General features: G+C 67.0%; 16 protein-coding genes and 6 pseudogenes. 9 read left to right on the forward strand and 13 right to left on the reverse strand.

Annotated features, from left to right (window positions below; genetic code table 11):
- Nucleotides 1-13: 13 nt before the first annotated feature.
- From OG972_RS42440 to OG972_RS49710, 5 genes and pseudogenes are all read right to left on the reverse strand, one after another.
- Nucleotides 14-1,201 carry a site-specific integrase gene (locus OG972_RS42440; RefSeq protein ID WP_266991654.1) on the reverse strand — a complete coding sequence of 396 codons (1,188 nt, stop codon included), beginning with the start codon at nucleotides 1,199-1,201 and terminating at the stop codon, nucleotides 14-16.
- Between the two features lie 409 nt (nucleotides 1,202-1,610).
- Nucleotides 1,611-2,306 carry a hypothetical protein gene (locus OG972_RS42445; protein WP_266991656.1) on the reverse strand — a complete coding sequence of 232 codons (696 nt, stop codon included), beginning with the start codon at nucleotides 2,304-2,306 and terminating at the stop codon, nucleotides 1,611-1,613.
- 348 nt (nucleotides 2,307-2,654) lie between these two features.
- Nucleotides 2,655-2,782, reverse strand: a pseudogene (locus tag OG972_RS42450) (IS5/IS1182 family transposase); the annotation flags it as partial.
- Between the two features lie 638 nt (nucleotides 2,783-3,420).
- Nucleotides 3,421-4,866: an alkaline phosphatase gene (locus OG972_RS42455; RefSeq protein WP_266991658.1), complete on the reverse strand. Its 1,446-nt coding sequence runs from the start codon at nucleotides 4,864-4,866 to the stop codon at nucleotides 3,421-3,423.
- A gap of 1,005 nt (nucleotides 4,867-5,871) precedes the next feature.
- Nucleotides 5,872-6,093, reverse strand: coding sequence for a DUF6207 family protein (locus OG972_RS49710; RefSeq protein WP_353961666.1), 222 nt, complete (start codon nucleotides 6,091-6,093; stop codon nucleotides 5,872-5,874).
- A gap of 217 nt (nucleotides 6,094-6,310) precedes the next feature.
- Between OG972_RS49710 and OG972_RS42460 the strand changes: the two are divergent.
- The 4 genes and pseudogenes from OG972_RS42460 to OG972_RS42475 all read left to right on the forward strand — a co-directional run.
- Nucleotides 6,311-6,430, forward strand: a pseudogene (locus OG972_RS42460) (polyphosphate kinase 2); the annotation flags it as partial.
- Between the two features lie 503 nt (nucleotides 6,431-6,933).
- Nucleotides 6,934-7,581, forward strand: a pseudogene (snpA, locus tag OG972_RS42465) (snapalysin); the annotation flags it as partial.
- A 464-nt stretch (nucleotides 7,582-8,045) separates the two neighbouring features.
- Entirely contained in the window at nucleotides 8,046-8,357 is a 312-nt protein-coding gene (locus OG972_RS42470) for a transposase (protein WP_266991660.1), read from the forward strand.
- Entirely contained in the window at nucleotides 8,354-8,917 is a 564-nt protein-coding gene (locus tag OG972_RS42475; RefSeq protein WP_266991662.1) for an IS3 family transposase, read from the forward strand. The genes OG972_RS42470 and OG972_RS42475 overlap by 4 nt, the downstream gene beginning before the upstream one ends.
- Nucleotides 8,918-9,286: 369 nt before the next feature.
- Here OG972_RS42475 and OG972_RS42480 read toward each other — a convergent pair.
- Nucleotides 9,287-9,388: pseudogene (locus tag OG972_RS42480) on the reverse strand (XRE family transcriptional regulator); the annotation flags it as partial.
- Nucleotides 9,389-9,917: 529 nt separating this feature from the next.
- Nucleotides 9,918-10,751: a PIG-L family deacetylase gene (locus tag OG972_RS42485; protein WP_266991664.1), complete on the reverse strand. Its 834-nt coding sequence runs from the start codon at nucleotides 10,749-10,751 to the stop codon at nucleotides 9,918-9,920.
- Nucleotides 10,752-11,212: 461 nt separating this feature from the next.
- On the opposite strand from OG972_RS42485, the gene OG972_RS42490 reads away from it, so the two are divergent.
- Nucleotides 11,213-12,220, forward strand: coding sequence for an RNA-binding protein (locus OG972_RS42490; protein ID WP_266991666.1), 1,008 nt, complete (start codon nucleotides 11,213-11,215; stop codon nucleotides 12,218-12,220).
- A 336-nt stretch (nucleotides 12,221-12,556) separates the two neighbouring features.
- Complete coding sequence (locus OG972_RS42495) at nucleotides 12,557-13,120, forward strand: dihydrofolate reductase family protein (RefSeq protein WP_266991668.1); 564 nt, start codon at nucleotides 12,557-12,559, stop codon at nucleotides 13,118-13,120.
- Nucleotides 13,121-13,286: 166 nt separating this feature from the next.
- Here OG972_RS42495 and OG972_RS42500 read toward each other — a convergent pair.
- The 3 genes and pseudogenes from OG972_RS42500 to OG972_RS42510 form a co-directional block, all read right to left on the reverse strand.
- A pseudogene (locus OG972_RS42500) lies at nucleotides 13,287-13,457 on the reverse strand (DnaB-like helicase C-terminal domain-containing protein); the annotation flags it as partial.
- Nucleotides 13,458-13,551: 94 nt separating this feature from the next.
- Nucleotides 13,552-14,019, reverse strand: a pseudogene (locus OG972_RS42505) (transposase); the annotation flags it as partial.
- Complete coding sequence (locus tag OG972_RS42510) at nucleotides 13,994-14,359, reverse strand: hypothetical protein (protein ID WP_266991670.1); 366 nt, start codon at nucleotides 14,357-14,359, stop codon at nucleotides 13,994-13,996. The pseudogene OG972_RS42505 and the gene OG972_RS42510, both read right to left, overlap by 26 nt.
- Nucleotides 14,360-14,624: 265 nt before the next feature.
- Here OG972_RS42510 and OG972_RS42515 point away from each other — a divergent pair, with 265 nt between their 5' ends.
- Nucleotides 14,625-14,870, forward strand: coding sequence for a hypothetical protein (locus tag OG972_RS42515; protein ID WP_266991672.1), 246 nt, complete (start codon nucleotides 14,625-14,627; stop codon nucleotides 14,868-14,870).
- Between the two features lie 111 nt (nucleotides 14,871-14,981).
- Complete coding sequence (locus tag OG972_RS42520) at nucleotides 14,982-17,012, forward strand: glycoside hydrolase domain-containing protein (protein WP_266991674.1); 2,031 nt, start codon at nucleotides 14,982-14,984, stop codon at nucleotides 17,010-17,012.
- Here the strand turns inward: OG972_RS42520 and OG972_RS42525 are convergent.
- Nucleotides 16,996-17,256, reverse strand: coding sequence for a hypothetical protein (locus OG972_RS42525; RefSeq protein ID WP_266993056.1), 261 nt, complete (start codon nucleotides 17,254-17,256; stop codon nucleotides 16,996-16,998). The two genes, OG972_RS42520 and OG972_RS42525, sit on opposite strands and share 17 nt — an antisense overlap.
- Before the next feature lie 343 nt (nucleotides 17,257-17,599).
- Here OG972_RS42525 and OG972_RS49440 point away from each other — a divergent pair, with 343 nt between their 5' ends.
- Nucleotides 17,600-18,091 carry an integrase gene (locus OG972_RS49440; protein ID WP_323135982.1) on the forward strand — a complete coding sequence of 164 codons (492 nt, stop codon included), beginning with the start codon at nucleotides 17,600-17,602 and terminating at the stop codon, nucleotides 18,089-18,091.
- Between the two features lie 342 nt (nucleotides 18,092-18,433).
- Here the strand turns inward: OG972_RS49440 and OG972_RS42535 are convergent, their stop codons facing one another.
- Together OG972_RS42535 and OG972_RS42540 are read right to left on the reverse strand one after the other, a co-directional pair.
- Entirely contained in the window at nucleotides 18,434-19,765 is a 1,332-nt protein-coding gene (locus OG972_RS42535; protein ID WP_266991676.1) for an MFS transporter, read from the reverse strand.
- Nucleotides 19,762-21,462, reverse strand: a complete 1,701-nt coding sequence (locus tag OG972_RS42540; protein WP_266991678.1) for an amidohydrolase — start codon at nucleotides 21,460-21,462, stop codon at nucleotides 19,762-19,764. The genes OG972_RS42535 and OG972_RS42540 overlap by 4 nt, the downstream gene beginning before the upstream one ends.
- Nucleotides 21,463-21,481: the final 19 nt, after the last annotated feature.

Genomic DNA, 21,481 nt, shown 5'->3' on the forward strand with positions numbered 1-21,481 from the left:
GGGACGGCGATAGTCATGTGCGTGCCCCTCCGAACAGGACGTTGAGCGATTCCGCGTTGTAGGCGGGGGCAGCGGGTGCCGACGGCGGGTTCTGGCGCCGTTGCTCCAAGCGCGCAAAATAGGCGAGACCTGCGGTGATCACTTCGTCCTTGCTCGGATTGAGGTACTTCTGCAAGGTCGTCTGGTACTTGTGCGCGAGGATGTGCTGCACGTAGACAAGGGACATCCCCGGGTCCTCGGTCATCCGGAACGTCGCGGTGTGCCGCAGATCATGAAGGGTCCAGTTCGAGCCCAGCAGCTCGTTCACGCGAACGAACATCGCTCGGGCCGCGTGGTAGTTCAACGGCCGCCAAGGCCGCCGCAACGTCCACCACAGTGGCTCAACCCGGCCCCGCGGAGCACCCTTCCGCCAAGCCTCCTCCTGGTAGAACCGCAGCCAGACGAACGCGTCCGGCGACGCCGGCAACTGCTGATAGTCCAGGGTGCCCTTCCGGACGACACCGATGAGCTGCTGTCCCGGGAGGGCATCGCGTTCACTGGAGGTGAGGAGCTCCCTCGCGCGGGCACCTGTGGAGACCCAGAAGGCCAGCAGGGCGCGATCACGGTGCGAGCGCAGCCCGGCAAAGACCTCGGTGTACTTGTCGTCCGGGATCCGGCGCGGCACCCGCTCCGGGACGGTAGGCCGGTAGCGGCCCTTTCGGTCGCTCCTGAACTCGCCCATCGGGTTGTGATGAGCGTTCGCCCGGCCCCTCCTCCGGGATCGGTCCAGAGGAAATGGATTGATCAGCAGCGAACCGGAGTTGCTGTCCAGGTGGAAGTCGTAGAAGGTCCGCAGCACCGTCTCGCAGTGAGCCTGTGTGCTCTTGGCGTACTTCTTTCCGATCGTCGGCTTGCCGGTCACCAGGTTCGGTGTCCCCGGCTCAGACTTGCCCACCCTGGGAGCCGGCGGCTTTGCGTTCGGCTTGCCGCGGTGACGCCAGTGGACCCGCGCCGGCTTGTCCGCCAGCTGCATCCACAGCATGAAGTCCCTGGCGTCCGTCCGGGCCGCTCGGTCCCACTCGAGACTGAGAGCCCATAGAAACCGCCACCAGCGCAGCAGGTCGTTCCCGTACGACCGCAGAGTCGTGGCAGGGGTATGAGCCGCGAGCAGGTCCTTGAAGAAGAGCGCGACGGGCTCCACCGGATCCCCGGCAGGGTCCATCAGCCGGTATGGCTCCCATGGATCACCTGTTTTGCACAGCTTGCCAATCTCGGGCAGCACGAACGCAGATAAGTTCCTCTCGGGACTGCTTGGCTCAGGCATGTGGGGAAGCTAGCAGACAAGCCGCTGACCTGCGAAAACCTCGAATTTAGTTCAGTCAACACGCCTTCCACCTCGACAGCTCGTGGCACCACGGCTGGGAGACCGTCGCCGCCCTCATCGCCACCAGCAAGGCCACCGTCCGGTGACCGGCCGCTCCCGTACGCGGCTGGAGCGCGTCCGCGCCTCGGTCGGCTTCCCTGTCAAGTTCTTGTGTTCAGACTCTTCGTCTTGATCGAAGGGCTCTGGGGCGCGGGCGAGACCGCCGCAGCATGACGCTGCGGCGGCCTCGTTCGTTGCTGGTTCTTACTCAGCTCGAACGAGCAACGACCTGTCCGACAACGGAGAAGCGCCTTTCGCACTGTGGGCAGGTTGCCTCGCCGAAGGCATAGGTCAAGGCGTGCGCCACATCCTCGTGGCCGTCCGTCAGAGCTAGCTCGTAGAGACGGCGGCCAAGGCCGTCGAGGGCGCCGGGAGCGGCCGGATGAAGAGGGAGGGTTTCGATATCGTCGGAGAGGGCGTAGTCCTCCGACGTACTGAAGAAGCCCCGCTCACCAATGACCACCCATACCGCCGCGCAGCCGTCTGGATCGGGGCACTCAAGCTCGTACTCCTCACTGACGATGCCCCAGATCAGGTCCTCTGCCCAGTGGATTTCGCCCTCCAGGTTCAGAACCGCCTCAAGCAGGTGGCAGTAGTCTTTCCGGTCAGCGGTGGCCTGCCGCCACCGGTTCGCAGCGGCCAGCAGGCGTACGACTTCGGGTGTGTGCTGGTCTCGTAGCTTCCGGGTCTCGTATCGCTGGCCGGCCTGAACTAGGAGGGCACCTGCCAGGTGGAGGGCTGCAGCCGCTGTGTCGGCGTCGCCGCCCTCGGCCATGTTCATCAGCGCAGGCAGTACCAGCGGATGGGACACGTCGAGGGAGCCGTTGTGATAAAGCTCCGTCCATAGGTCGCTCCAGGCCTGACTGTCCCGACCGATGGCGGCACGGTCCAGCAAGGTGGTCAAGCGGCCGGAATCGGCGTCGTTTGCACGGGGAACCGGGGAACTACTCGTCATCTCGACATCCAAGCAGACTCCAGAAAACCTCGTTCTACGCCCGTTGCGGCCGGAAACCCAACCGAATGCCTACTGGAACCACTGCACGCCGTGATCGATGGGGCAACGGCTTCTCAGGCGGTAGGTGGGCGGAACGGAATGACATTCGCGGCGTCCGATGTAAGCCGCGGTTGGCCACCACCGCCGACGGCCGCAAGGCGTGCCTGCACCACGCCGGTTCTCTCGGGCTTGAGGGTCGCCTGAGCGCGGAGGGCGTCAGGTTCTCCCCTCCTTGTAGAAGTCGGCGTCGTGGCCGACGGGCCGGCCGCCCCCGGAGCCCTTCTTCTTCCGGTTGGCGGCCTGGTCCCTCTTCTCCGGGATCACCGCCTTGATGCCGCGTCTGCGCAGGTGGGCCCGGCTGCCCCTTTTGACCCGGCCTTCTCCGCCTCGGTGGCAGCCTTCTCCAGGGCGGTAGGGACGTCCTCGCCCAGGTGCATCCTGGCAGCGTCATGGAGAGCGCGCGCGGTGGTGGAGTCGGATCTATCAGCACCTGGTCAACCGACGCGACCAAGCGATCGCCGCTCACGTCGACGAGCAGATCAAGAAAGTCCGGCCGCCAGACACAGTCGCGCACGAGCCCGGGGAGGCATCGACCCGTAAGTGGCACGACGCCCTTCCCCCGCCATAATCGCAGAGGAAAGATCAAGGCCCAGGCTCCCGGTTTACTACCGGTGACCTGGGCCTTTTTCGTGCTTACCGCTGGTGGGCGCGGACGGTTTCGAACCGCCGACATCTGCTTTGTAAGCGAGGTTGGGCGATCACGCGCGTGACCTGCGGATTCCGTACCGTGGGCAGAGTCCGGCCGAACTCACCCCTGCGGAGCCCGGTTCCCCGTGAGTCCCCGTCCGCTCCGGCACGAGAGTGGCACGGCCACGGGACCGTGCCTTGGGCTCCCTCGATGCGAACCTTGAACTCAGGAGAGTGGCTCTTGTGATTCCGCGGTAACCGTCCTCCTTCCGGACAACCCAATCTCAGAGGGGGCGCTGTCCGGAAGCTTCGGGGCGGCTTTCGGGGCCTTTCGTGCTTACAGCAGTTGGACGCCGGGACGGCTGGCGTCGATGTAGAAGGACTGCGCGTCCCAGCCGGGCGCGTCGGGTCGGGTGACGAACTGGACGTTGTGCTGGGTGCTGGTCATGCCGGTGGGGGTGACGGTGTGACGGAGGTAGCCGCGGTAGCCCTGGGCGTACTTGATCCAGGGGTTCTTCATCCATCCGGTGACCGTCGCGGGGTCGCCCGGGCCGTCGCCGGTGGAGGTGATCGAGGTGCCGATGAACTGCGAGCCGACGATCGGGCTCGTGGCGTCCGGGATCCTGAGCAGCGCGTCCGAAACCAGCGTCCAGTGCAGGTCACCGGCGAGGATCACCGGGCTCACGCCGCGGTCGTAGTAGGCCTGGTAGATCCGGTTGCGGGTCGGGCTGTTCTGCGCCACGCCACCCAGCTGCTGGCCGACCGCCATGACGTTCCATGTCGTGTCGTAGGAGCCGATCCCGTCGATCAGCCAGGCCTCCTGCTTGTCGCCGATCTTGGAGACCACCGGGTCGTTGTCGCCCTTGCGGTACTGCCGACCGTCCAGGACGTCGAACTGGACGAGGTTGCCGACCGCGAAGCGGCGGTAGACCTTCATGTCGGGACCGACCGGCGGCGCCATCCGTGTCGGGATGTTCTCCCACCAGGCCTTGTAGCCCGCGGCACGCCGCTCAAGCTCGAGCTTGCCGCGGTCCGCGGCCCCGGCGTAGTCGTTGGCGACCTCGTGGTCGTCCCACGTGACCACCCATGGGAAGGCCGCGTGGCTGGCCTGGAGGTTGGCGTCGAGCTTGTACAGCGCGTACCGCAGCCGGTACTCGTCGACCGAGTGGCAAGGGGCGCGGATCTCGGCCGCAACATCGATGCCCCGCGGGGTCGTGACCGGGATCTGGGTCTCGTAGATGTAGTCGCCGAGGTGGAAGACGACGTCGAGGTCCTCCCGCGCCAGATCGCGGTAGGCGGTGTAGTGGCCGTTGATCCAGTTCTGGCACGAGACGTGCGCGAAGTTGAACGACGACACCGCCGCACCCGGGGCCGGCAGCGTACGGGTCCGGCCGACCGGGCTCAGCTCCGAGCCGCAGCGGAACCGGTAGAAGTACCAGCGGTCGGGCCGCAGGCCACGGACGTCGACGTGGACCGAGTGGTTGTCCTCCGGAAGGGCGAAGATCTCACCCTCGGTCACGATGTGCTCGAAGGCCTCGTCATCGGCAACCTGCCAATGCACCGGAACCTTGCGCTGCGGCATCCCGGAGCCGACGGCCAGCGGCTCGGGGGCGAGCCTGGTCCACAGGATCACGGAGTCCGGCAACGGGTCACCCGAGGCGATCCCCAGGGAGAATGGGTAGGAGCTGAAACTACCGACACCCGAGGTGGAGGCAGCAAATGCCGGTGCCGCCTGGCCCAGCACGCCCGCGGCCGCTACCGAGGTCACAGCCGCGCCGGACATGATCAGGAAGCCACGGCGATTAGGGTGATCGGTCCCAGAACCCGACTCGAATCCAGACGCGGACACATGCTTGCGCTCATCACTCATGGGGCGATCTCTCTGCTGTTGTCTGAACAATGGAGCGTGGGGGGCACAAGCACGCTAGAGAGACCACACCACCGCGAGGACCGGCCGGAACGGGCCATCCGATGAACCGTCCGTAAATATTGTCAACGGCCAAGTGCGTGTGGTTCTGGCCGCCTTTGAGCGATCGATGCGAGTCAGAAGGTCACGGTTCGGGCGTTCTCGCCGGTAGCTTGATCCTTGAACGCGAACATGGTCGCTGTCGATCACCGAGTTGTTGACGGTCCAGTTTCCGAGGACGGCTTCGCGTTCCTCTACGACCGAAATGAGCCGGGACCGTCGGCCCGGTCCTCACCGTCCTCCACGGCCGACCTGGTTCAGGAGTGCCGCTCGATTCGTGACTCGCCAAAGCTTGCGGGTAGATGGGGGCTTCCAGCCTCCTGACAGGCGCCCACGAGCTCGAGCGTAGGAAATGCCCCAGCCAAACCCTTTCCTTCACCCACCACTCACCCCAGCTCCCATCCCGGAGTCTGAGCGCCTCCGCCGGAGGCATTTCTTGAAGCCGCGGGCTTGGTTCTCGTCTCATGCCCTTCGGGCCTCTCCACACGTGGGCGCGCGTCGGCGGCGGCAGCGCCGAGCGGGCCGGAGGCAGGAGCGTGGGCGCAGCCAGAGCCAGGAAGCGCGCCCGGCGGAGCGGAGCGCAGCCGGGCGCCTTGAACCTGTAGAGAAAGTTTCTACTCACTCCATCAACATGGGGTTGTCTTGTCTCGGTTGATGCTTGACGTTGTGGCTTCATCTGATGCTTGACACCGCTTGCCTCGGCTTGGCTGTGTGCGTCTGACAGGCGTGTGCAGGGAGGGCCGGGGCCGTACTGGTGGAGTTGAGTGTGGTCGAGCAGCGGTATCACGCTGTCATGGAGGTCGCCGCGGGGGTTCCTGTCACTCAAGTCGGGGCCCGTGATTCATACTTGCGCACCCAGGAGTGCACCGACTGCCTCGACACCCCAAACCGCCGTCCACCGCCTCGTGGTCGACCGGGACGCCGGTCGATGCCCATCGGTCGGCGGCGGGCGCCGATCGCGTGCAGCGTCGCTACATCTCCCGCAACAATCTCCACCACCGCCAGCCCAGGCTCCGACACGAGCACAGCATTGATGTATCCCATGCCGTACGAGACGGGCCTCGCCAGGCTGGAGTTACGCCGCAGGCCACAGTTCACCCAGCCGTGTTGCTGGGTCCGTGCGGGCCAGCGGCATCAAGGTAGTGGGACGCATACGCAGCAACCCGGGGGGTCGGCGACTTTCGGACGTCAGCCCGACTACTGCCTACGACCGGGCACGCACCTCGTTTGCGTGGCTGACGACAGCCCGGCCCGCATAGTCCCGAAGCCACTGGGTGCGGCGGACACGCTGCTGGAGGCGGGCGAGGAACCGACCGACCTCTCCCCCACGCCGCTTGCCGGGCTGCACGGCGGGCCCGGCTTCCACCCTGATCAGGACTGAGCGGCGGCGGCTCAGCGGTGAGGGATGCTGCCCAGCGCCGAGGGTGACTCCCTGGGGGCGGCTCGGGGCCGGTGGAGCGCGAAAGAAACGGAAGCCCATATTTTATGACGTCGGTCACAGCGCTCCGGTGACCAACCAGCGTACTTAGTAGACGCAGCGTGGCAGATATTTGAGGATTTGTCCGTTTTAGCCTGGATGCGGATCCCGCCGTGTCCCGGAATTCCGCCCGGCCGGCTCGCACGCCCGCTGCCCCGTGGTGTAAGGCTTCTGACGTCGCGACAGCTTTCCCTCCCGCCACCATGTGCGGACTGGAGACCCGCGCACTGCCCTGGCGAGGTCCTGGGACCTACGAGGCGACGTAGCGGCGAGACCCGTTGCGCTCCCTGTCGAGCCGTTCTAAGAATGACGACCCACAGGACGTCGCTGCAGTTCGGAACCGGTGTTCACGCAGGGTCGACCGCGCACCGGGCGCTCGGCGTCACCGAGTGAGTAGGAGCCCCCACATGAAGTCGTCCCGAACGTCCGCGAGACTCCTCGCCCTCGCTCTCGGCCTGGGTCTGGCCTCCAGCGCGCTGGGCGCGGCGGTGCCGGCGAGCGCCCAGACGGCCGCCACCCCGTCCGCTTCCGCTGGTACCTCCGTGGCGCGGTACGACGGGTCGGTTGAGGAGGCCGCGAACAACAAGGCGTTCTTCGCGGCTGTGCTCAAGTCGGTCGCCGAGAAGCGGGCCGCCCAGCCCAACGCGCAGGCGGTGACCGTCTACTACAACGCCTCCCAGGCACCGAGCTTCCGTTCGCAGATATCGAGCGCGGCCTCGATCTGGAACAGCTCCGAGTCCAACGTCAAGCTCCAGGAGGCTTCGAGCGGTGCCGACTTCTCCTACCACGAGGGCAACTACCCGCGCGGGTCCTACGCCTCCACCAACGGCCACGGAAGCGGCTACATCTTCCTTGACTACGCCCAGAACCAGCAGAACGACTCGATCCGCGTCGTCACCCACGAGACCGGACACGTGCTGGGCCTGCCGGACGACTACAGCGGTCCGTGCAGTGAGCTGATGTCGGGCGGCGGCCCCGGCCCGTCCTGTACCAACCGCTACCCGAACGCCACCGAGCGCTCGCGTGTCGACCAGCTGTGGGCCACCGGACTCGCGCAGGCCCCGGGCACGGTGAAGCAGCCCGCTGACCACCTGAGCGCTGCACCGCCGGTACGGACCGTGGCGCCGGGCCACGGTCCGGGGCATCGGCTCCACAGCACGTCCTGGAATTGATTGCGTTCCCAAGTGGGAAGCGGCTCGCTGTCGAGCATGGCTTCAGCCACATGCTCAAGACGGTCGTCTGAGCACTCTTGCAGGCTGGCCGACAGACGCTGGTGCTTCGTATCGCTGTCCTGGGAGGGCGGAGCCGGGAGGCGAAGCCAACCGCCCACTGGTTGGTGACCTTGAACGTGGCCAACAGGGCCGGGTTGGTCGCCAACACTGCCAGCCCGGCCACGATCAGCAGAAGCCGGCTCTCTCGCCACCCACCCGCGCCCATATAGGCACACTGAGCTGTACTGAGATTTGTGGAGTCCCTGATGCCAGGGTTGCCTTCCTGGCGAAGGAGAACCACCAGCACCATGGCAGCACCCCGTAAATACCCTGATGAGCTCCGTGAGCGCGCGATCCGTGAGGTCCGCGCCACGGGCCGGCCCATCGCCCACGTTGCGAAGGATCTGGGCATCCACAAGGAGGCCCTGCGCGGCTGGGTCCGCCAGGCCGAGGCCGACCGCGGCGGGCGCGACGACCGGCTGACCACCGCCGAGCAGGACGAGCTGAAGCAACTCCGCAAAGAGGTAGCGGAGTTGAGGCGGGCGAACGAGATCCTCAAAGCCGCGTCCGTGTTTTTTGCCCAGGAGATCGACCGTCCCCGGACGAGGCCGAGCAGGTGATCAACCACCTGCGTGACAAAGGTCTCGGGGTCGATCCCGTCTGCCGGGTGCTGGAGCTGTCGCCGTCGACGTACTTCGCGCGCAAGAAGCGGCCGAAGTCGGCCCGCCGGCTCCGCGACGAGCAGCTCATGCCCCTGATCGAGCAGGTCCACGCGGAGTCGGGCGGCACCTATGGCGCCCGCCGGATCACCCGGGCCCTGTGCCGCAAGGGCGTCGACGTGGCCCGCTGCACCGTCGAGCGGCTGATGGCCTGGTACTGGTCCCGGCCGGGACTCCGATACGCATCCAGGGACGATCTGAGGAACGGAGTGCCCACTCCGGAGAGCAAGGCGGCCCTGGACGCGCTGTCCGATCTGCGCGCCGACTACCGGAATGCCGTCCTGGCTGCCTTCCTGGCCTGCGAGGATCCCGAGACGCGCCAGGATCTCTCCCTCTGGATCTCGCTGGAGTCCTCTGCCTATCCGGACGCCCTTCAGGACGATCACCAACGGGCCAAGGGTCTCATCATCGCCGACCCCGAGCACTATCGACTGATGCTCCAGCGCTCCGGCCGGAGCTGATGCGTCAACCCGATCGGACGTGATCTCGTCCCCGCGCGATCGGCAACTGGCATCACTTCTCGCTGACATTGATCATGCAGAGATGCCGCCAGTGACTCCCGAAGCCACCTCGAAACAACTCCCGGGCGAAGTTCATATAGCCGGCTCCCGACGGAGACGAAGGGGGTGTCAGCAGCACGCTGACATTGAGTGTCGGCCGCGCGTCTCGGCCGACACTCGGTCGCCCTCGTGGCGCCCGGCCTCGTCCCCAGCCACCCCGGTCTCCGGCGCCTCACGAATAGTCGAGCTCGACGTAGTCGATGTCGGTGAACTCCACGAGGAGCCCGTCCGCACGACGGCCGTCATCCTTGAAGTACTGCTCCTGGAGGTCTGCTTGACGAGGAACCGTATCTGGGCGCCGGCGGATTTGGGGATGGGGCGGGTCGCGGTGTTCGCGGCGGCCTTGTCGAGGCTGTCGCCGATGATGCCCACGGGGCACTCCTCTCGGTGATCGTCTGTACGGGGTGCTGAGCGCCGATCTCCACCCCGTGTGACCGGAGAGACCCCGGGGTGGTAGATCGTCAGCGAGGGGTTCGCCTAGGCGGCTTGCCGGGGCATGTGGTCACGCTGGGGTTGTAGGGTCTCGCGGTTGGTGTCGGAGACCGCCCTCGTGACCTGCTTCTTCTTCCGTTGCCTCACGGCGTGTCGGATATCGGAGCCTCAGCTTCGTGTCGATCCCCCGGCGGTCTGTCTTGATCGGAGCAGACCGCCGGGCTTGTGACCTGGGCTGTCGCGCACCTTCCGAGTCAGCAGCCCGCAGGTCTCCCACCTGTGCGGTTGCCAGGTGGTTTGGGGACGAGCGCGGTGTCGGGTCGGAAGTGTGGGCACGCGTCGACGCCGTCGGCGAGGGCCTGGACGCGGGCTGACGGAGCGGAACTCGCGTGGAAAAGCCTCCGGGTGTGTGACCCGCTCGATCACGCCGTGCGGTCGATGCGCTTTCCCGGCCGGTCGGACGGGCGGATCAGCGCAGTCCGCCGAAGAGATCGTTCTCGGGTATGGCCGCGCCGGTGGCGTCCTGGACACGTACGAAGGTCTCCATGCCCATCAACTCGCCGAACCTCTCCTTGCCCATCTTGAGGAAGAAGATGTTCTCGCCCTGACTGGCGTGCGCGGCCAACGCGTCGAACTTCTGACCGCTGAACGCGGTGGTGTCCACCCACGTGGTGATCTCATCGTCGGGGAGGCCGATCTCGGCCATCGCGGCGGCCTCGGCAGGATCCGGCTCCGGCATGTCCTCATGAAACTCGCGCATGATCTCGCCGAACCGCTGCATCATCGAGCGGGGCATCGTCGTCCAGTACACCTTCGGTGTCAGCGCGGTCATCTCCAGCGCCGCCATCGTGATGCGGTGGGCCTGGATGTGGTCGGGGTGGCCGTAGAAGCCGTTCTCGTCGTAGGTGACGACCACATCAGGTCGGTAGTGCCGCATGAGTTCCGCGAGTCGGGCCGCGCCTTCCTGCACGGGGGTCTGCCAGAAGGATCCGGGGGCGTCGTTGCTCGGCCAGCCCGTCATCCCGGAGTCGGCATAGTCCAGCATCTCCAGATCGCTGACCTTCAGGACGTCACAGCTCGCCTCAAGTTCTTGACGGCGCATCAAGGCGACCGCCGCCGGATCGTGCCCGGGATCGCCCGGCTTGGCACCCCCCGGTCCGTCACCGCAACCGCCGTCGGTACACGTCACCAGAACCGTGCGGATGCCTTCCGCCGCGTACCGCGCGAGGACCCCTCCGGTTCCGGTGGCCTCGTCGTCGGGGTGGGCGTGTACTGCCATGAGCGTCAAGGGCCGGTCAGTCATGAAACAGTCCTCCTGCAGAAATTACGTCTTGGTCCGAGGCGCGGCGGGCGTACCGCGATCCCGGGGCCCGGATCCTGGTGGGGCGGACGACCTTGTGGTCTCCGTGTTCCCCGCCCATGCGGCGCCGGTCCCTCGGTCGATGCAACCGTGTCGGCCGGACCGGTTGTTCCCGGCGCGGCCGCTTGGCCTTCCAGGCGTCGGCGTTTCAACGCGAACGAGGTACAGGCGCGACCTGCATGTCTCAGCGCCACGTCGGATCCGACTTCCATCCGGCACCAGCCGTGAGATTCCGACACGAAATTTGAGACCCTACAAGGGTGTAGGATCTCGCGGCTCGTGTCATAGAGCATTGCGCTGACCAGCAGGTTCCTGATCTGTCTCAGGACGTTGCCCTATGCCTCTGTCTCACCTCCCACGGCATTTCCTCGCGGGGCGACACGAGCGTGCTGGATGATGGGGCGGTGCAGCTCCCCTACGTCTACCGCGTCACCAAGTACGACCCCGCCGACCGTGACGAACACGGGTATTACACCGGCAGTGAGGACACCGTCAGCGATCACGGCGAGGTCGAGGCGTCGTATCTTCAGGCGGTCGCTGCGTTTGCTGAGGACACCGGCGTCGATCACCTGGCAGTACGTGAACCACAGATCCCGTCCATCGCGCACTTCGGCGTGGAGCCTCCGGTGGACGGCTTTGGGTTGAACGGGCTCTTCCCTGGCGGCCCTACCGGTTTTCACGACGGGGCAGAAGTACCGCTCGGAATCGGTCTGGAACTGGTGCGAGCCATGTTGCGTGATAACGGCGCCTGCCGGCTGGAGGTGGAAGGCACGTTCGCGGTCCACGTGGGGTGGGACCAGTACCTCTACATCAGCAGCAGCCGGCCTTGCGAGGAAGCGTTGGCCCACACCCGGGAGCTCGGACTGTTCCCAGAACGCCTGGACGCCTCCCCGTATGCCTTCGGGGCCGAGGAGGAAGAGCAGGTCATCCAGCGGCCCGGCGATGACGACTTCTGGGCCGACCTGCACAGGGCAGTCGTCACCGGCCGTGCAGGAATCCTGGAAGAGACATATCTCGAAGGTGCCTCACGATGGCACCACCTCACCAGCGACACCATCGACCCCGTTCGCGTTGGACTGGCTCCCCGGGCCCGTCTCGCCGTCTGGCCGTCCCTGTCCACCGACATCGACGCCGTCCTGAGAGCCCTGCCCGCTGATGGCCTCGTCGAAGGCGTGTGGCAGGACGACGACGGCAACATCCGCAGCGCCATCGCAGACGAGGACGAGTTCCCCGAACTGGCCGCCCGGATATCCCGTGCCCATGCCGCCGCGCTCCTGTCTGTATACGCGGGTGAATCTGTGCCTCTGTGCACTGCTGTCATGCCCGACAACGACGGAGTCCTACGGGCTCGTTGGCGAGCCGAGCCGACGCCGAGCGACCGCGACTGGGCACTTCGTCAGGCCCAAGGGTGAGCGCTTCGACCGGCGAGTCTCACGAAGACGGCATAAGTGCCACCGATGTGCCATCGGAGCTGAGATTGTGCCGCGAAATTTGAGACCCTACAAGGTCATGTAGGGTATCGCCGCCGATGACATGTCGATCTTCTGTGACCTGCTGGTTCTCTGTTGTCTCACCGCGATGTCACTCAAGATCAGTCTCAGATCGATGCCATTTCCTCGGCGGAACGATGAGTCTGCGGCTGAGCCACCGAGCACGAGGACTACATGTGAGCTCAGATCGCGCACCGATGAGTTTCCCGCGCCGCGCCGGTCTGTACGCGTGAGACCGACTCACGGAAGGCTGGCGCCATGCGGAAACTGATCTACGGCATGAACCTGACCCTGGACGGCTACATCGCCGCGCCCGGCGACGACATCGGCTGGAGCGTGCTGAGCGACGAGCTGTTCCAGTTTTGGTCCGACCAGTTGCAGGCGACCGACCTGTCGCTGTACGGGCGCAAGCTGTGGCAGACGATGAGCTCCTACTGGCCGACCGGCGACCAGCAGCCCAACGCCACCCCGGCGGAGATCGAGTTCGCGCGCCGCTGGCGGGACATGTCGAAGGTGGTGTTCTCCTCGACGATCGACAAGGTCGACTGGAACACCCGCCTGGTCACCGGCGACGCGGTCGCCGAGATCACCCGGCTCAAGGCCGAGGACGGCGGCCCGATGGACATCGGCGGCGCGACGCTCGCCGGGGCGGCCATGCGGGCCGGGCTGATTGACGAGTACGTGCTGGCCACCGCGCCGGTCCTGGTGGGCGGCGGCACGCCGTTCTTCACCGCGCTGGACAACTGGGTGAACCTCAACCTGGTGGAGACGCGGACGCTTCCCTGCGGCGTGATCCTGACCAGGTACGAGACGAGGCGCTGAGCGCCCGTCCTGGGTGACCCGGACTACCGCCCGAGCCACCCAAACGAGTGAAGCCCCTGAACTGCAAGTCTCATGGCAGTGGCATTTCTGCCATCCGTCTGCCAACTGCCGTGAGATTCTGCCAAGGCTTTTGAGACCCTACAACAGGGGTGATCCAGGGCTGATTCATGTCGACGAATCGTGAGTAGTGGCCCTGGAACGCGACTGTGATCGTTCCGGTGGGTCCGCCCCGGTGTTTCCCGATGATCAGGTCGGCTTCGTCTGCTCGGGGCGACTCCTTGTCATAGAGGTCTTCACGGTGCAGGAGGATCACGATGTCGGCGTCCTGCTCGATGGACTCAGTCCAACAAGCGGGCGGTGAAGTCCTCGAACCCCAACAGCACCTCGTCCTTCGGCCGTGCCCGGCGCCGGCCTGGGCGCGGCTGGCGGACGTAGCCGGGCAGAGCGGCAAGGAACATCGACTCCACCGCCCGGTTCAACCCCTCCACCGTGCCCTTGAGATGCGGGGTGCAGGCCGGGAGGTCCTCAACCGTGACGTCAAGAGCGTTGAACGCGGCAGTCACCGTCCTCGACAAGAAGTCCTTGCCCCGGTCCACCCGCACCCGCTCCGGCAGCCCACCCTGCGGCCCGAACGGCTTCTCGCGCACCACTGCCGCGCGCAGCGTGGTCAGCACCGACTCCCGGGACGGGGACCCGGGCGTGACCGCAACACCCATGATCGCGTTCGTCGCGCAGTCCACGAACCAGGTGATCCACGGCCGCAGGGCGGTGCCCTCGACATCGACCAGGACCGGGGCCTGAACGTGATCGGCCTCCCACACCTGGCTCCGCCACCCCCGCGGCCGGGACAGAAACACATCGTGCCTGCGGGCCTCACGCTCCCCACCCGCGAGCCCTGCCCATGCGGGAGCGCAGCAACGCCTCAGGGCCGCGCTCCTTGACGGTCTTGGGGTCCCAGTGCAGCCACACTTCGGGCAGGAGAGCGGGATGATCCACGGAAAGCGGGAGAGCCGTGTGGTAAGCCTTGAAGAGGTTTATCTGGCCAGGTGATTTGGTCGGCAGGCTCTTGAGGAGACGTTGGTAGAGATCCGTCCTGGCGTCATTCTCGCTGCTGAACTTGCGGGTGGCCTGCCACCAGCTGTGCAGGTCACGCCAGCGCAGGCCCGCGGTGGGGACCTCCCGGTCATAGATAAGGGTGTCGTCCGGGCGCCCTCCGACGATCTCGATGTCGTTGTCCACCGAGGACCGGAATCGGATGTCCGGTTTGGTCAGGGGGCAAAGATGATGTTTTTGGCCGCTCGTTGCCGTGCAGCCGCGTCGACACCACCGTGAACACGGGATAGCCGCCGTCACTGCCGGTTTGCCTCAACTCGATTCCGGTAGCGGGCTGGGCAGTCGTACCGAGATCGGTTCCAACAGCTGAAACGGCATCAGCAACACCTTCGTCGGCGACTTCACGGGTGACGGTGGGGATGATCTCGGCGGTGTCGGGACGTCGATCGGGATGCTTTACCTGTACAAGTGTCATGGCGGCGGCGCCATCGATGGCGGTTCCTCCCGTACGGAGATCGGTTCCGGTGGCTGGAAAGGGATCTCGGACTACGTCGGCGGTGACTTCACCGGTGGCGGTACGGGTGACCTGGCAGCCCTCGAATCCCAGCCGGGCGCCACCGGAAAGCCCTACCTCTACAAGGTCAACAGTACGGGCGGTCTCAACGCCCGCATCGACATCGGCACCGGCGGCTGGTGACACCCCATCAGGCGGGTCCGAGTTCACTGCGGCCCCGCCCCGCCTCTGTGCGCTCCCAGACCCCGACCGCGCCGGCCGTGCCGCATCGGACCCCGACTTCTGGAAGAGAGAATGAAGAACCGTCATCTGCGCCGTTCAGCCTCTGCCTTCATGGCCGTCATCGGACTGACCGCCATGTTCCAGCACTCCGCTAACGCCTCGGCGGCGGAACCGCTCACCCACGTCGAGTACCGGGGACTCTCCATCGACGTTCCGGCCGGGTGGAGGCTGGTGGACCTGGAGACGGACCCGAACGCCTGCGTAAGACTCGATCAGCACGCCGTGTATCTGGGGCATCCAGGAGCCGAGCAGTTCTGCCCCGGCCACCTGATCGCGGCGAAGACCGATGCGATCGTGCTGGAGCCGTTCACCGGAGCTGCACCCCGAGAGGATGTGCCCACCGTGAACGTCCCTGCGGGCTCTCCCGCTCCCCGTGTCCTCCCGGCCGGCGACTCCCGCGAAGTACGGCTGGCCTTCGAGGGCGCCGGCGTCTATGCAACCGTCAGTTACGGCTCGTCGACGGCAGCGATCGAGAGGGTCCTGGGCTCCGCCACCACCAGCAGCGTGGCTGAGCCGCAGACAGTTCCGGCGCCCCGGAAGCGAGCTTTACCGTCCGCCCCTTCCGCGATCCCGGGCACCGGCTACACCGGCAAAGCCTTCGATGCCTGCTCGGCACCCTCTTCGGGCGCCATGGCGAACTGGGCGTCCTCGCCCTACAGAGGGGTGGGCATCTACATGGGCGGACCGAGCCGGGCCTGCTCCCAGCCGAACCTCACCGCTTCATGGGTGGCCGAGCAGAGCGTCCGTGGCTGGCATCTGCTCCCCATCTACGCGGGCCTTCAGGCGGCGAGCATCTCCTCCTTAAATGCGACCAGCCAGGGCCGGTCGGCCGCCGACGCGGCGGTCGATCTGGCACAGGGGCTCGGATTCGTCACCGGCACGGTGCTCTACACCGACATGGAGGCGTACTCCTCGGGGTACCGCACCAACGTCCTCAACTTTCTCTCCGGTTGGTCCGCCCGTCTGCACGAACTGCGCTACCGGTCAGGTGTGTACAGCTCCTCCTCCAGTGGCATCAAGGACCTCTCCTCCGTCTACTCGTCCACGGCGCTGGAGCGTCCGGACGTGGTCTGGTCCGCCAACTGGAACGGTGAAGCCAATACCGCCGACGTGAACATCCCCGCCGGGTACTGGTCCGAGCACCAGCGCGTTCACCAGCACGCGGGCAATGTCACCGAGTCGTACGGCGGGACGACGATCAACATCGACCGGGACTACGTCGACGTCGGCGCGGCTGTGGCCACGGGCAACCCGGGTATGACAAAACTGACGGCCGGTGACTTCAATGGGGACGGCAGGAAGGACCTGGTGGCCGTTGAGGTGTCGACGGGCAATCTGTGGCTGTACCCCGGTACGGGCACGGGAACCCTGACCTCGCGGGTGCTGATCGGTACGGGTGGCTGGAACGGCATGGCGAATCTGGCCGTCGGTGACCTCAACTCGGACGGCAAGGACGATCTCGTCGGCACCGAGGTCGCGAGCGGAAAGCTGTACCTCTACCCCGGTACCGGTAGCGGTCCGGGCCGTCGTAAGGAGATCGGTTCCGGCGGCTGGAACGGGATCAACAACACCTTCGTCGGTGACTTCACGGGTGACGGCAGGGATGACCTCGGCGGTGTCGGGACGTCGACCGGGAAGCTCTATCTCTACCGGGGCCACGGCGACGGCACGATCGACGCCGGTTCCTCCCGGGCGGAGATCGGCTCCAGTGGCTGGAACGGCATGGACAAGATTGTCAGTCCTGGTGACATGAACAGGGACCGTAGGGACGACATCGTCGCCACCGAGAAGTCCACCGGGAAGCTCTACCTCTACAAGGGCCACGGCAACGGCACCATCGACGCCGGTCCCTCCCGCACGGAGATCGGCTCCAGTGGCTGGAACGGCATCTCGGACTACGCCGGCGGTGACTTCACCGGTGACGGTACGGGTGACCTGGTAGCCGTCAAGTCCCAGCCGGGCGCCACCGGAAAGCTCTACTTCTACAAGGGCACCGGCAAGGGCGGCCTCAACGCCCGCGTCGAGATCAGCTCCGGCTGGTGAGGGTGTTCGTAAGCCCGTCGGCGCACGGTTGGGCATCGTGACGTTCTGTCTGGTCTACCGATTCGGCTGTCTTCTGCTCGGCTGGCTGCGCCTGCTGGCCCGCTCCTCCGCGGCCAAGAATGTCGAGATACTGATGCTCCGGCACCAGCTGGCCGTCCTGCAGCGCAGCAACCCCAAGCCAGCCTTCACCCGCGGAGACCGCGCGGTACTCGCGGCCCTGCTCCGGTTGCTGACCAAGCGTCACCGTTCAGCGCTGAAACTGCTGGTCACCCCGCGTACCGTGCTGCGCTGGCACGCGAGGCTGGTCGCGAAGAAGTGGACCTACCCGCGCCGACGCCCGGGCCGTCCGGCCAAGCCCGAGGCGCTGCGCGCCCTGGTGCTGCGCCTGGCGAGGGAGAACGACGGATGGGGGGTATCGCCGAATCCATGGCGAACTGCTCAACCTGGGCTGGAAGGTCGCCGCCTCCACCGTCTGGGAGATCCTGCAGCAGGCCGACATCGACCCGGCGCCCCAGCGCGCCGACCGCTCCTGGGCCCGATTTCTCAAGACCCAGGCCCAGGGGGTCCTTTCCGTCGATGTCTTCCACGTGGACACCGTGTTCCTACGGCGTCTATTCGTCCTGTTCTTCATCGAGCACGGCACCCGTCGGGTGCACATCGCCGGCGTCACGAGACACGTCACCGCCGCATGGGCCACCCAGTGCGCCCGCACCCTCCTCATGAGCCTGGACGGCACACGCACTGCCGACATCCGGTACCTGATCAGGGACACCGCCGGGTACTTCACCAGGGGCTTCGACGCGGTCTTCACCGCCGTCGGCACCCGCGTGGTGCCCATCCTGCCGGGCGTTCCCCGGATGAACGCGATGGCTGAACGCTGGGTGGGATCCTGCCGACGCGAGGCCACCGACCACGTCCTGATCACCGGAGAGCGGCACCTGCGCCTCGTCGTCGGGCGAGTACGCCGCCCACCACAACGAGCATCGGCCTCACCGATCATTGGGACAACGGTGCCCCGACGGTGTCGGCGCGCCCGAACCGGCCGCCGTCGATGCCCCGTCGCGGATCCTCCGGCGTGATCGCTTCGGCGGCCTCATCCACGAATACGCGCAGGTCGCATAAGGTGACGAAGGTTGTCGGCACGCACAGGGTTTGGCTTCCGGGTCGGTGTGCCAAGAATGAGCGTGCGGGTCTCAACATGGGGTGTACGTACGTCGGTCGGTCCCGCGCGGCACGCATCAGCGTCGGCAGCGGCGGAGCCCGTATTTCGTCCTCGGCGTTGAGCGCTCATTCCCGCCGGCGGCGGCGACCCGCTGCGCCCGTTGCAATCCTTCAGGCACGTGTGTCCTGCCGCTCGATGAACGGCAGGACACACGTGGTTCGGCATCCGGATGAGCGGTAAGGCTACGGCCGGGGCGGGATCAGCCGCTTGTGACGTTGTCCGAGACACGCATCCGCTCTCCCAGGAACCCGCCGAGGGCAGTGAGCAGAGACAGGGCCACCAGCAGCAGGGCCGCCGGCCACGAGTTCCCACCGCTGGCCTTCAGCAGGGCGGTCGCCACGAACGGCAGGAAGCCGGTGAGCGCGCCCGCGAGGTTGTAGGCCAGGGCCACACCGCTGTAGCGCAGGTGTGCGGGGAACAGCTCGGTGAGCAACGCCCCGGACACGGCGTAGGCGACGGCGAGCACGGCGATGCCGACTGACATGGCCAGCACGATCGCCAGGGGGTTCCTGGTGTCGATCAGCCAGAAGACCGGGAAGGCGCACACGGCGCTGAGCAAGCCGCCCCACAGCGTCACGCGTCCGGGGCCGAGACGGTCCGCCAGCCGGCCCACGACGATGATCACCGCGATCTCGACGACGGCCGCCGTCAGCGTCGCATTGACCATAAGGCCGCGCGACAGCCCCAAAGTGCCGGTCCCGTAGCTGATCGTGAACGTTGTCAGCAGGTAGAACCCTCCGACGCCCAGCAAGGCCGAGCAGATCGCGACCAGCAGCCGTCCCCAGGCCTTGCGGAAGACATCGAGTGCCGGGATCTTGGCCCGCTCGTCCTGCTTCAGCAGCTCGTCGAACAGCGGCGACTCCTCGACCTTGCGGCGAATGTAGACCGCGATGACCAGCAGCGGGAAGGCGAGGAGGAACGGCAGGCGCCAGCCCCAGGAGTCGAACGAGTCGGACGGGAGGAGCAGTACGAGGGCGAAGACTCCGGACGAGAGCAGCGTGCCCACCGGCGAACCGACCTGCGGCAGCGCGGCGTAGCGGCCGCGCTTTCCGGGCGGCGCGTGTTCCACGGCCAGGGTGACGGCGCCACCCCACTCTCCGCCGACCGCGACTCCCTGGAGCAACCGCAACAGGACGAGCAGCAGCGGCGCGGCAACGCCGATGGATCCGAAACCTGGCAGCAGACCGATCAGCCCGGTGGCCGCGCCGATCATCACCACGGTGATCAACAGGGCCGGCCTTCGTCCTATGCGGTCGCCCAGCCAGCCGAAGATGACGGCGCCGATCGGCCTGGCCGCGAATCCGACGCCGAACGTCGCGAAGGCGGCCATGGTGGCTGCGACGGGACTGAGCGTGGTGAAGTACAGCCGGTCGAAGACGAGGGCGGCGGCGGTGCCGAAGAGGAAGTAGTCGTACCACTCCAGCGCCGTACCGACGAAGGCGGCGAAAGCGACCCGCCCGGCGTCCTCGCCGGTCACGACTACCGCTGTGCCCGGCGGAGACTCCGGGGTGGCCTGGTCCGTCTTGTTCATATCTGACTCCTTGCATGCGGCCGTGACAACCCGGCCATGGGGAGGGGACCCTTCGTTGTTGTGCTGTCCTCAAGTGCGTCGGCACCGTGCACGCACGCGCCGGCCACGAAGGTGGCGAGGACGTCGATGGCGCCGATCCGATCGGCGTCCACGTCGACGGGGTCGTCGGAGAGCACCACGAAATCGGCGTGTTTGCCGGGTGTGATGCTGCCGCGCCGATCCTCGTCGTGACTGGCCCACGCCGCGTCGAGGGTGTACGCGCGCAGTGCCTGCTCCGCGGTGACCCGCTCATCGGGGCCGAGCACGACGCCCGCCCGACTGAGCCGTTCGACCATGGACTGCATGCCGAGCAGGGGGGCGCCCGGGGCGACCGGTCGGTCGGAGCTGCCCGGCACCCGAATCCCCCGGTCGAGGAAGGACCGATGGCGGTACATCCACGGGGTTCGCCCGGGGCCGAGCGCCTGGGCCATGGTGTCTCCGACGGCGTACAGGAAGTGCGCCTGCGGCACCGGAACCACGCCCAGCTCGGCGTAGCGGTCCAGCTGGTCGGGGCGGACCACCCCGGAGTGCTCGATGCGATGCCGTACGTCGCGGCGCGGCGAGACGCGACGGGCCTCGGCGAACGCGTCGAGGGCGAGGTCGACGGCGCTGTCGCCGATGGCGTGTGCGGCCACCCGCCAGCCGGCCCGGTGCGCGTCGACGACGAGTCGGCGCATCTGCTCCGGACCGTCCTGGAAGACGCCCGTTCCATGGATGTGCCCGCAGAACGGTTCCGAGACCGCGGCCGTCCGGCCGATCAGCGATCCGTCCAGCCAGATCTTCATGGGGCCCAGCCGCAGTCGGTCGTCGCCGAAGCCGGAGCGCAGTCCCAGGTCGAGTCCGGTGGTGATGCCGTCGTCGGCGTGCGAGCGCAGCGCGTGCAGATTGTCGGCGGCCACCATCAGCTCGACCCGGGTGCGCAGCGTGCCGCGGTCGCGGGCCAGTTGGTAGGCGGCGGCCTCGACGGGACTGCGGCCGATGAGGCCGAGGCCGATACCGGCCTCCACCACGTGGGTGAGCCCCTCGGCGGCGTAGACGGCGCTCGCTTGGGATACGGCGTCGGCCAGGTCGGTCACCGGATACGGCATGACCAGTGCGGACACCAGGCCCTGGGCCCGCTCCTGGAGCAGGCCGGTCGGGGCGCCGTGCTCGTCTCGTACGACGACGCCGCCCTCGGGATCAGCCGTTGTGCCGTCGAGAATGCCGGCCCGCCGCAGCACCTCGCTGCTCACGGCGCACATGTGCCCGGAGCGGTGCTTCAGCCACACCGGCCGGCCGCCGGCCGCTCGGTCGAGCTCGGCGCGGTGCGGGTGCGCGCCCATGACCGTGTCGTCGTAGCCGGAGCCCACGACCCAGGCGTCGGCGGGGAGTCCGGCCGCGCGGCGGGCGACGGCGTCGTAGACCTGGGGCAGGGTGGCGGCGCCGCCGAGGTCGAGTTCGCTCAGGGACTGTCCGAACCAGGCCATGTGGTTGTGGGCGTCGCCGAAGCCGGGGACGACCACCGCGCCGCCGCAGTCGAGTGTGGTGCGCGCGGGAAGGTCCTCCACTGTGTCGTCGAGGCCGAAGATGCGCCCTGCGAAGACGCCAAGGGTGTGGGCACGGGGATGGCGGTCGTCCACCGTACGGATGCGGGCATTGCGCAGTTTGAGATCGAGCATGGGGTGACTTTCCGTGGAC

The sequence above is a fragment of the Streptomyces sp. NBC_01669 genome, assembly GCF_026339735.1.
Classification (GTDB): Bacteria; Actinomycetota; Actinomycetes; order Streptomycetales; family Streptomycetaceae; genus Streptomyces; species Streptomyces yanii.

What these genes read in the sequence shown, in the direction of transcription:
- OG972_RS42440 (WP_266991654.1), bottom strand. Translation starts at nt 1,201, where the DNA reads ATGGACCCTGCCGGGGATCCGGTGGAGCCCGTCGCGCTCTTCTTCAAG.
- OG972_RS42455 (WP_266991658.1), bottom strand. Translation starts at nt 4,866, where the DNA reads ATGTCCGGCGCGGCTGTGACCTCGGTAGCGGCCGCGGGCGTGCTGGGC.
- OG972_RS49710 (WP_353961666.1), bottom strand. Translation starts at nt 6,093, where the DNA reads ATGGGATACATCAATGCTGTGCTCGTGTCGGAGCCTGGGCTGGCGGTG.
- OG972_RS42470 (WP_266991660.1), top strand. Translation starts at nt 8,046, where the DNA reads ATGGCAGCACCCCGTAAATACCCTGATGAGCTCCGTGAGCGCGCGATC.
- OG972_RS42485 (WP_266991664.1), bottom strand. Translation starts at nt 10,751, where the DNA reads ATGACTGACCGGCCCTTGACGCTCATGGCAGTACACGCCCACCCCGAC.
- OG972_RS42495 (WP_266991668.1), top strand. Translation starts at nt 12,557, where the DNA reads ATGCGGAAACTGATCTACGGCATGAACCTGACCCTGGACGGCTACATC.
- OG972_RS42515 (WP_266991672.1), top strand. Translation starts at nt 14,625, where the DNA reads ATGCTTTACCTGTACAAGTGTCATGGCGGCGGCGCCATCGATGGCGGT.
- OG972_RS42520 (WP_266991674.1), top strand. Translation starts at nt 14,982, where the DNA reads ATGAAGAACCGTCATCTGCGCCGTTCAGCCTCTGCCTTCATGGCCGTC.
- OG972_RS42535 (WP_266991676.1), bottom strand. Translation starts at nt 19,765, where the DNA reads ATGAACAAGACGGACCAGGCCACCCCGGAGTCTCCGCCGGGCACAGCG.
- OG972_RS42540 (WP_266991678.1), bottom strand. Translation starts at nt 21,462, where the DNA reads ATGCTCGATCTCAAACTGCGCAATGCCCGCATCCGTACGGTGGACGAC.